This is a genomic window from Bacillus hominis (assembly GCF_018332515.1).
Classification (GTDB): domain Bacteria; phylum Bacillota; class Bacilli; order Bacillales; family Bacillaceae_G; genus Bacillus_A; species Bacillus_A hominis.
The window spans coordinates 1-9,356 of the sequence record NZ_BOQD01000106.1 but is presented as its reverse complement, the minus strand read 5'-3'; the positions used below and the strand labels follow the sequence as shown (position 1 = coordinate 9,356).

At 35.9% G+C, this 9,356-nt stretch carries 9 protein-coding genes; 7 read left to right on the top strand and 2 right to left on the bottom strand.

What is annotated here, in order from left to right:
- The first annotated feature begins 71 nt into the window (after positions 1 to 71).
- The 6 genes from KI356_RS12295 to KI356_RS12270 all read left to right on the top strand — a co-directional run bounded on the left by KI356_RS12295 (position 72) and on the right by KI356_RS12270 (position 6,210).
- Entirely contained in the window at positions 72 to 548 is a 477-nt protein-coding gene (locus tag KI356_RS12295; protein WP_212935558.1) for an HNH endonuclease signature motif containing protein, read from the top strand.
- 152 nt (positions 549 to 700) lie between these two features.
- Positions 701 to 1,969: a DGQHR domain-containing protein gene (locus tag KI356_RS12290; RefSeq protein WP_212935557.1), complete on the top strand. Its 1,269-nt coding sequence runs from the start codon at positions 701 to 703 to the stop codon at positions 1,967 to 1,969.
- Positions 1,970 to 2,592: 623 nt separating this feature from the next.
- Positions 2,593 to 2,919 carry a nucleoside triphosphate pyrophosphohydrolase gene (locus KI356_RS12285; protein WP_212935556.1) on the top strand — a complete coding sequence of 109 codons (327 nt, stop codon included), beginning with the start codon at positions 2,593 to 2,595 and terminating at the stop codon, positions 2,917 to 2,919.
- Between the two features lie 195 nt (positions 2,920 to 3,114).
- Positions 3,115 to 3,975: a DnaD domain-containing protein gene (locus tag KI356_RS12280; RefSeq protein WP_212935555.1), complete on the top strand. Its 861-nt coding sequence runs from the start codon at positions 3,115 to 3,117 to the stop codon at positions 3,973 to 3,975.
- Entirely contained in the window at positions 3,972 to 5,261 is a 1,290-nt protein-coding gene (gene dnaB, locus KI356_RS12275; RefSeq protein ID WP_212935554.1) for a replicative DNA helicase, read from the top strand. The genes KI356_RS12280 and dnaB overlap by 4 nt, the downstream gene beginning before the upstream one ends.
- Positions 5,262 to 5,361: 100 nt before the next feature.
- The gene (locus KI356_RS12270) at positions 5,362 to 6,210 is read left to right on the top strand and encodes an RpnC/YadD family protein (protein WP_212935553.1); all 849 of its coding nucleotides are present in this window, start codon (positions 5,362 to 5,364) and stop codon (positions 6,208 to 6,210) included.
- A gap of 139 nt (positions 6,211 to 6,349) precedes the next feature.
- Here the strand turns inward: KI356_RS12270 and KI356_RS12265 are convergent, their stop codons facing one another.
- Positions 6,350 to 7,135 (bottom strand): TrmB family transcriptional regulator, encoded by a 786-nt coding sequence (locus tag KI356_RS12265; protein WP_128282012.1) that lies wholly within the window; start codon positions 7,133 to 7,135, stop codon positions 6,350 to 6,352.
- A 109-nt stretch (positions 7,136 to 7,244) separates the two neighbouring features.
- Between KI356_RS12265 and KI356_RS12260 the strand changes: the two genes are divergently transcribed.
- Positions 7,245 to 8,012 (top strand): TSUP family transporter, encoded by a 768-nt coding sequence (locus KI356_RS12260; RefSeq protein ID WP_212935552.1) that lies wholly within the window; start codon positions 7,245 to 7,247, stop codon positions 8,010 to 8,012.
- A gap of 146 nt (positions 8,013 to 8,158) precedes the next feature.
- Here the strand turns inward: KI356_RS12260 and KI356_RS12255 are convergent, their stop codons facing one another.
- Entirely contained in the window at positions 8,159 to 9,046 is an 888-nt protein-coding gene (locus KI356_RS12255) for a DMT family transporter (RefSeq protein WP_212935551.1), read from the bottom strand.
- Between the last annotated feature and the right edge of the window lie 310 nt (positions 9,047 to 9,356).

The following is a 9,356-nucleotide window of genomic DNA, read 5'->3' as shown; positions in this document are numbered from 1 at the left end:
TTATCAAAGAGTAACAAAGAACATCAAACCTCTAAGAGATTTGATGTTAAATCAATAGAAGGTGATATTAAGTGCAGAAAGATTTAAACAGAACTATTGAGTTATTAAAAAATTTCGAAATTGATAGAAATAAGCTTTTTCTACAAGTTCTCCCATATATACAAGAAGTGATTGTAGATTTGCTTCGACCTAGTGAAGAGGAATTATTAAGTTGGAAAACCAGTAATTTGGGTAGGATCTATTTTAGAGATTATTTAAGTATTAAATGTAAAAAAATGCCGAACGAAGAGCAAATTAGTGCCCTTTGGAATTATTATACGGGGAATACGAACACTCGACGTAGTAAATCACTTGTTAAACTATTTAAGAAAATAAATCCTAACGAACAATTTTGTTCATATTGTCAGTCTGATAAGAATATAGTGGTGGACCACAAGATTCCATTGGTTAAAGGTGGAGTGGATGAGATTAAAAATATGCAGTATCTTTGTTCACCTTGTAACTTAATGAAACTTGGGAAATATGATTACCTAGAACTTATTTGTTAAAAAATAGCATGAATTTAGTTATTTTTAAAAGATTAATCATAGGTCGATATATAAAAGAGCAATCATTATATTTTATATAACCACCTATGATTAACTATGACTTTGAAGGTTTTAAGTTTTTACTTTACACTATTTGAAAGGATAAATTTACTATGAAAAAAGCATACTCAAAGAAAAAAGAAGAACTATTAAGGTTAGTGACAGAAATTCGCAAAAACGTAGGGAATACTTTAAAACTTAAATTGGTGAAATTAGAACAAGGAAATGAGTACGAAATGTATACCAGCACAATTGCTGTTAATGAATCGATTGCTTTGGTTCGTCGAATTCCACGAGACTATGATAATCCAGGAGGAATTCAACGTGCACTTAAAGATGTGAAAATCAAAGAAATTTGTGAAAAAGCACTAGATACTGCAAAATTTTCTTCTCCCAATGCAGTTATTATGAACTTATATACAAACAGAGATGGAAAGCGCCCTCATTTAGCAGATATCGTTACGTTTGAGCAGTCACTAGTTACACCCAAAGAAGCCGTGTATGTGATTGATTTAATTAAGTATGAAGAAAAATTAAAAGCTATTACAGCAGATGAAGATGGTTATTTAAATGCTGAAGATGAAGCATTACTGTTTCTAGGAGTTCTTATTGATTCACATCATCGTACCGAAGGGTTTTACTTAGCTGGTCGAATGGAAATTGAATTAACAGTCACAGTATACTTAGATCTACCTAATAATGATATGGCTCGTATTTTTATTGACATTAATGAAAAACAAGAAAAACCTAGTCCAGTTCATACACTAGCAATGAAAGCTATCGCTGGTGTTCTTGCAGGAACTGACGAAACTGCTGATACTATCATAAAAGGGTTAAACGATAATCCACAGTCAATTCTGTATCAACGGATTAAAGATATAGATGGTAAACGTCCAGAAAGTATGAAAAAAACTTACGTAACTAACAGCACATTCCTAAAGTTACTTAAAGACCAGATTATTCCATACCTATCTACCGATATGAGTAAAAGCCGGCAAATTGATTTACTTAATGACTACTTCACTGCCTGGAGTCTTGAATTCCCTGAAGCTTGGGAAGATACAAAACATCACATTTTAGTAAAATCTATGGGTTTTCAAATTATGATGCGCTTGTTCAATACACTCCATAGTCGAGTTTCAGTATCAGGAATAACTCCTAATATAACAGTTTATCGAAATATAATTAAAAAGACTTTAAAAAATGGAAAAACTTTAAATATAGAAGGAAATATGGAGTTCCTAATTAATTGGGAAAGTGGTTGTTTTGGAGGTTACTCTAGTGGTAAAGGTATTGGTATTATTACGACTGCATTAACACAACATATAGCAAGTCAAAATTTTGTTGCTCCTATAGTACCAAGTAAGAAAAAAATATCATAAGCCTTTAAGATAAAAATCCTGATCTGGTAGCAGGATTTTTATCTGTTTAAATTGTTTTCTAAAGGGTCCTCGAACTAAAGTTCTCTGGAGTGCTGCTCCCGCACCAGGGATAGGTCGTCCTCTAAATCAAAACAATGAAAAATAGTTATAGAGCCTAATGCAATTAAAAATTAGACTAGGTTAAACGATAGTGTTGATATTTTATCAAAAGAAAAAGAACCAAAAGGCTCTTTTTTGTTTCTTGTTTCATTAATGCCCCCGTTAGTATAAGTATAATTCCTCACAATCTTATTAGAGTTGCGGCGGAAACTCTCCCTAATTTACTTATCAAAAAAAAGATACATAAATTCCCTTTTTAGTAAAAAATAAATATAAAAGACGCCTATACAGATCATAATACAAAAAAACAAATATTTAGTAGAGTATTTGAGAGCGACAGTGATCGAGTCAAGAAAGTAGCCTTAGATCAAGTATTCAAAAAAGTACAATACATTGATTATCAATACTATCATCGAAGTTTCCAAAATATAAAGTCAATAAATAAAGAGATTGAAGATTTAAAGAAAAAATCCCCAAAAGTAGAGAAAGCTATAATAGAAGAAAAATCAGCGGAGGAAAATCCCATGCCAACCTACAACAAGCTAATCCGAAACAAAATCCCACAAATAATAAAAGCTAACGGAAAAACACCCACAACAAGAATCCTACCTAAAGACGAATACATAAAAGAAATCTGCAACAAAACACAAGAAGAACTAACCGAATACCTAGAAGCAACAACAAAACCCCACAAACTCGAAGAACTATCCGATCTCCTAGAACTAATAAACGCCCTAGCCGAACACGAAGGCACAACACTAGAAGAAATCAACAACATCCGTAAAAAGAAAGCAGAAGAACGAGGTGGTTTTTCAGATCGAGTCTTTCTAATCGAAGTAACTGACAACTAGCCCCTTATATACCCCTCCCAAGCCCCTACCAAGTAATAAATCACTAAGAAAAAACACAACAAAACAAAAACAACTACAAACACCGTAGTAGTAGTCAAAAAAAATTTGAAATAACACGCCAAAAACCGGGCCCTCCTTCTTATATATAGTACAAAGAGGAATTTTCATTTTTGAATGGAGACGGGAGGAACTTTGATGGCGGTGTATCGTAATGTGCAGGTGAATTTTTGGCAGGATGATTTTGTTTTGGATTTGACGCCGGAGGAGCGGTATTTCTATGTATACTTGTTAACTTGTTCGAAGACGACGCAGTGTGGGATTTTTCCTTTTCCGAAGCGGTTAGCTGAGATGGAGACGGGTTATAACAGGGAGACTGTTGATAAGCTCTTGCAGCGCTTTATTGATTATGGAAAGATTCTTTATGATGCGGAGACGAGGGAGTTATTCGTTTTAAATTGGCTTCGTTATAATCCTGTGACGAATACGAATGTGGAGAAGTGTGTGCTTCGTGAGCTGAAGGGTGTGAAGAATAAGGAGTTTGTACATATGTTTCTTCAGAAGTGTGAGGAGGAGGAGCTGAGTGTTCCGATGCTTTTAGCACATTTCGGTATGCCTGGTGATTTGGCTGTGGATGATGTTGATCCAGTTTGCGAGGAGACAGAGGAAGAAGAGGTTATAGAGGAAGAAACGGGAAGTAAGGTGTTCACGTTTTATGAACAACATTTTGGTAGTTTGTCTCCTCATACGGTGGAGGAACTGAGTGCGTGGATGGTTGATTTGTCAGAGGAGCTTGTGCTGAAGGCTCTTCAAATTGCGCATGAGAATAATAAGCGAACGGTTGCTTATGTGAAGGGGATTTTGCGTGGTTGGCACGGGAAGGGATTTACGAAAGTGTCTGAGGTTGAGGTGGATACTGCGAATTTTCGAAAGAAGGAGTCGTCTGTTAGTACTGGGGAGACGGAGAATTTTTTGGCGAAGTGTGAGGAGTGGGAGAAGAATGCGCCGTCTGAGGAAGAGTTGCAGCGCTTTTTAGCGGAACGCGGGTGGCGGCCATGAGTATTCAAAATGTGGAGGCGGAAAAGACGGTGTTAGGTTCTCTATTATTTGATGGAGAGCTTATTAAGGAGTGCCGTTTGACGGAGCAGTATTTTTCTATGCCGGTGCATAAATCTATATTTCAGTTAATGCGAAAAATGGAAGAAGAGGGGCAACCGATTGATCTTGTGACGTTCATTTCTAGGGTAGATCCGAATTTTTTGAAAGGGATTGGGGGAATGGAGTATTTTATAGGGTTAATGGATGGTGTGCCTACGACTAGCAACTTCTCGTATTATGAGGGGCTTGTTCGAGGTGCCTGGAAAATGTATCAGGCGGGTGTTCTCGGGCACAAGATGGGAGAGCGTCTTATTGCGGAGAAGGATGAGAAAATTATTGGTGAGACGATTACGGCACTTTGTGAGTTAGAGGAAAAGGACTGTGTGTGTGAGTTTGATTTGAAGGATGCGTTAGTTGGTTTGTATGAGGAGCTTCATCAAGATGTGAAAGAGATTACGGGTATTGAGACTGGTTATACATCGCTAAATAAAATGACGTGCGGACTGCAGGAAGGTGATTTTGTCGTTCTTGGTGCACGTCCTTCTATGGGAAAGACTGCGTTTGCGCTAAATGTTGGACTGCACGCGGCGAAGTCTGGAGCGGCGGTTGGATTGTTTTCATTAGAGATGAGTAGTAAGCAATTGTTAAAAAGAATGGCGTCTTGCGTAGGTGAAGTGTCCGGAGGCAGGCTGAAAAACCCGAAGCACCGTTTTGCGATGGAAGACTGGGAAAAGGTGAGTAGGGCGTTTGCGGAGATTGGTGAGTTACCTCTTGAGATTTACGATCATGCAGGCGTTACGGTGCAAGATATTTGGATACAAACTCGTAAGCTAAAGAGGAAGCACGGTGATAAAAAGCTTTTAGTTATTGTAGATTATTTGCAGCTTATTATGGGCGATCCGAAGCATAAGGGTAATCGATTTCAAGAGATTAGTGAGATTTCTCGTAAGCTTAAGTTATTAGCGCGTGATTTGAATGTTTGTGTAGTAGCGTTGTCGCAATTGTCTCGTTCCGTAGAGTCACGTCAAGATAAGCGTCCCCTTTTATCTGACTTAAGAGAGACGGGACAAATTGAGCAGGATGCGGATGTCATTATGCTTATGTATCGTGAGGATTATTACGATAAGGAAACGATGCAGAAAGAGATGACGGAGATTCATGTGGCGAAGCATCGGAATGGACCTGTGGGGAGTTTTAAGCTGCGATTTTTGAAGGAGTTTGGGCGGTTTGTGGAGAAGGGGAATTAGTTTTGAAAATAGTATTTGCATGTGAACCAAATTTGTAATGCCAATTTTATAAGTTATATAATAAAGAAAATGACAACTAATAGTTAAGGGGGATTAGCTATTGGCAGGGAATGATATTTCTTATCATAATAAAGACATTCTTATGAAGTTTTTAAGTGAATGTTATAAAGACAAAGGGCTTGAAGCATATGGATTAAAAGGTTTTCCAAGAATAAAAGAATTGATGCCAAATGAATTCTCGAAAATTCGTGCAGATCAAAGGCGTTCAGATACTTTATTTGAAATGGAAGACGGTTCAATCTTAATGTTAGAGTATGAAAGCAATGCCCGTTTCCTTGAAAATCATTTAAAGTATATGGATTACGCGAATCAAATTATGTATCGTTACTATAATAAGAACAAAGAGTTGCCTGATATTCGAATCGTGGTTATTTATACAAGCGAGGTAATGAATCCGATAGAAGAAATAGATGTATGTAGTATACGTTTAAATTCCAAATCTGTTTTATTAAGCGAATACAATGGTGATGCTATCCTTCAAAAGGTTATTAGGAAAATGGAAGAAGGAAAATCTTTGACGGATGAAGAAACCATGAAATTAATACTTGTACCACTTATGCATAGTAGAGAAAAAAGACAAATTTTAATTGAGAAGACGATAGAGGTAGCGAAATGTATCTCTGATGAGCAAGAACAAATTCAAGTTATTGCTGGAGTTTTGGTAGCTACAGATAAATTTATTGATGAAGACTATGCCAAAAAGGTAAAGGAGTGGTTACGGATGACAAAAGTAGGTCGTTTATATGAGCAAGAGAAGCAAGAAGAAATTGATAAAGCACTTTCGGCAGCTGGAATGCTCTTTAAAGGAATGAGTATAGAAGAAATAGCTAAAAAATTAGATGTAACAATTGAAAAGGTGAAAGAGTGGGAGAAGCGTTTATCTCATTAATCGCTGGGGTAATGGCAGCGTCTGTATAAATTTATATAAAAATAGCCGACTATTTACTATATAATAGTCGGCTATTTTTGTACGGAGAAGTTGTTAGGTTTAATACGCAAATTTTTTGGGTTGCTCTTGAATATGTTTCTTATTTTTCCATAAAGAAGGATTTTCGCTCTGTCGTAATCCATTGCTCCAAATCATCTTGGCTACGTCGTACAAGTCGATTCACTAACACATCATGCCATACATAATCCTCTAATAGGTATATATGAACGGGGTCATCTGTATAAAAAGCAATATTACGCTCCTCAAGTGATGGTCCATAAATCATCTCTTTAGAATCTATCGATAAAATAAACCAATGTTCTGTAGACCGGGTTTCTGTATAAGGTGTTATACGGTGGGCTTCTAGATTTTTAATGGGATTTTCAACATGTAGGGTAATACCTTGTATCATGACTTTATCGGCTACCTTAGATAGTTCTTCTTTTAATACTTCGTACATCTCATCCCACATCGAAATGACAATACGTTTTTCTGCTTTTTTTATTAATGCCTGACAATAGCTAATTATTGTTTTATTGTCTTTTAAAGTAATCACTCGATTATCCGTTTTTTCCTCGAAAGTTTCTAGTTTTTTTAATGAATCACTGATTCCTTCATAAGTAGACTGCCATTCTGATTGCGCCTTTTGTAAAAAGATTTCAACAGGTAGAGGTGAATAGCGAGTGGTGTCATTTATTTCTTCCTTCATGACAATTCCTTTTTCTACAAGGTTACCCAAAATCTCGTAAATTCGCGCTCTTGGGATACCCGAATCCTTACTCACTTGGTAGGCCGTGACAGGCCCCTGTTTGACAAGAGATACATAAGATTTAGCTTCATATTCATTAAAACCAATTTTTTTAAGCTGTTGCACTATGTAGTCCACTTTTTTCGTCCTCCGATGTTTGCTTTTATATTTTAACGTTACAATAACTCTTTACATATAGCAAATCATTAGTTACTATTCAAATAGTGACTAAGGGGAGGTTGATAAAATGGATTTTTATTTAGACCCATCAGTATTAATTATTTTGATTGCTTTTGGATTTTTAGCTGCATTTATTGATTCAGTTGTAGGTGGTGGAGGACTCATTGCCTTACCCGCTTTATTATTTACAGGATTGAATCCAGCAAGTGCAGTAGCTACGAATAAACTAGCGTCGACAATGGGGTGTGCAACTAGTAATATTGTGTTTTATCGTTCTGGTAATCTTGATTTGAAATCGGCGTTTAAATTAGTTCCACTCACTTTCATAGGTTCCGTAATAGGTGCATGGATCGTTCATTTAATGAACCCAGAAGTACTGAAGCCATTGATGCTGATCATGCTTGGTGTGGTTGCTATTTATACGATTTTCAAAAAGGATTGGGGTAGTATTTCCACTCATAAAAAATTGTCTGGTCGACACGTCATTATCTTTACTTTTTTTGTTTTTACTATTGGTTTTTATGATGGATTTCTAGGTCCTGGCACAGGTTCGTTTTTAATGTTTTCTCTTTTATTTATTGGGTATGATTTTTTAAAAGCAGCAGGTAATGCGAAGCTTCTTAATTTAGGAAGTAATGTTGGTGCATTGTTGATGTTTATGTATGTAGGGCAAGTAAACTATGCGTATGGTTTTATAATGGGGATTGCTCAAATTGCTGGAGGGATTGTTGGCTCCAAATTTGCTATAAAAAAAGGAAGCGGGTATGTTCGTGCTCTTTTCATTACAGTAACTTGTTTATTGTTAGCGAAAAATCTGTATGACTATATTCAGTAAGTAATTTTGAACATTTTTTAGATGCTACCTTATTCGAAGATAGCATCTAAAAAAAGGCTCATTTAAAAGAAAATCTAAGTGAAGAGAATGAAAAAAATATAAACTCATATTTTTCGGGGGTATGTTTATTGATCATAGTGAAATGTTTACTCTATATTCTTCTTATAATTAACCCGCAACAACCCCTTAAAATCCACCTCAGCAATCAACACACTCAATAATATAAGCGTCGCCCCTAAATATCCTTTTCCTGTAAGTGTTTCCCCTGTGAAAACGAAAGCAAATCCTGCGGAAAAGACAGGTTCTAATGAAAAGATAAGACCTGTATGTGTTGGCGTCGTGTATTGCTGGGCGATAACTTGAACAATGAATGCGACTGCGGTGCAAAATATGCTTAAGGCTAAGATGATTAGCCATGAGTCGATAGTGCCAGGAAGTTTTGGGGTTTCCATCACTAATGAAAAAATAAGACTAAATAGGCCGACAAAACCGAGTTGTACTACCCCAAGTGCAATTGAATTCACATGTTTTGTTACGTTTCCAGTAATGATAACGTGAATCGCATAAAATAAGGCAGACAGTATGCAAAATATATCGCCGTTACCGATCTTGAATTCACTAGTTAATGTTAGTAATCCGATTCCTATTATCGTTAAAATAATGCCCAATATAACTTTCTTTTCAGGAATGTGTTTTAAAAATATAGCTGATAATATCGGAATGAAAATGACTGTGAGACATAGTAAGAAACCGGCATTAGACACACTAGTATACTTTGTACCGAAAGTCGCGAAAATATAGACGATAAATAAAACGGAAGCTAGTATAAAAGAATATTTTACAGTTTTAAAATCAATTTTGAATAAGTGTTTGTAAAATATTAAACCTGATAAAAGAAATGCAATAATAAATCGCAATGCGATTAAATTATATTCTTCTATGCCATCAAGTCCAAGCTTTGTAAGTAGGATGGATGCACCCCAAAAAAATGTAACTAGTAGTAGCATTAAATCAGCTTTTAATTGAATTTTCATTTCTATTCCCTCGTTATGTATAATTTATGATCACATACCCCTATCCCCATTGTTTATTTTAATATTAATTCTGAATATTTGGAACGAAAATTTATCGACGTTTTTTTCTCCATCCAATTATTGAAAGTTCGGATTTGAAGAAGATTGTATGTGAGTTTCTAAAGTGAATAGAAATAATGAAAAAAGAACCCAATTTCTCTATTTGATCCCGCTATTTGCGGGCAGTAGACTCCCACCTTAAAATTCGGTGAATGCGAGGAAGTTAGGTGGGAGATAACTGCCCGTAAAAGCCCGATTGGTGAAGGCTAAT

Bases quoted from the DNA above. Each gene is read 5' to 3' on its own strand.
- dnaB (WP_212935554.1), top strand. From the start codon at position 3,972: ATGAGTATTCAAAATGTGGAGGCGGAAAAGACGGTGTTAGGTTCTCTA.
- KI356_RS12255 (WP_212935551.1), bottom strand. From the start codon at position 9,046: ATGAAAATTCAATTAAAAGCTGATTTAATGCTACTACTAGTTACATTT.
- KI356_RS12260 (WP_212935552.1), top strand. From the start codon at position 7,245: ATGGATTTTTATTTAGACCCATCAGTATTAATTATTTTGATTGCTTTT.
- KI356_RS12285 (WP_212935556.1), top strand. From the start codon at position 2,593: ATGCCAACCTACAACAAGCTAATCCGAAACAAAATCCCACAAATAATA.
- KI356_RS12280 (WP_212935555.1), top strand. From the start codon at position 3,115: ATGGCGGTGTATCGTAATGTGCAGGTGAATTTTTGGCAGGATGATTTT.
- KI356_RS12290 (WP_212935557.1), top strand. From the start codon at position 701: ATGAAAAAAGCATACTCAAAGAAAAAAGAAGAACTATTAAGGTTAGTG.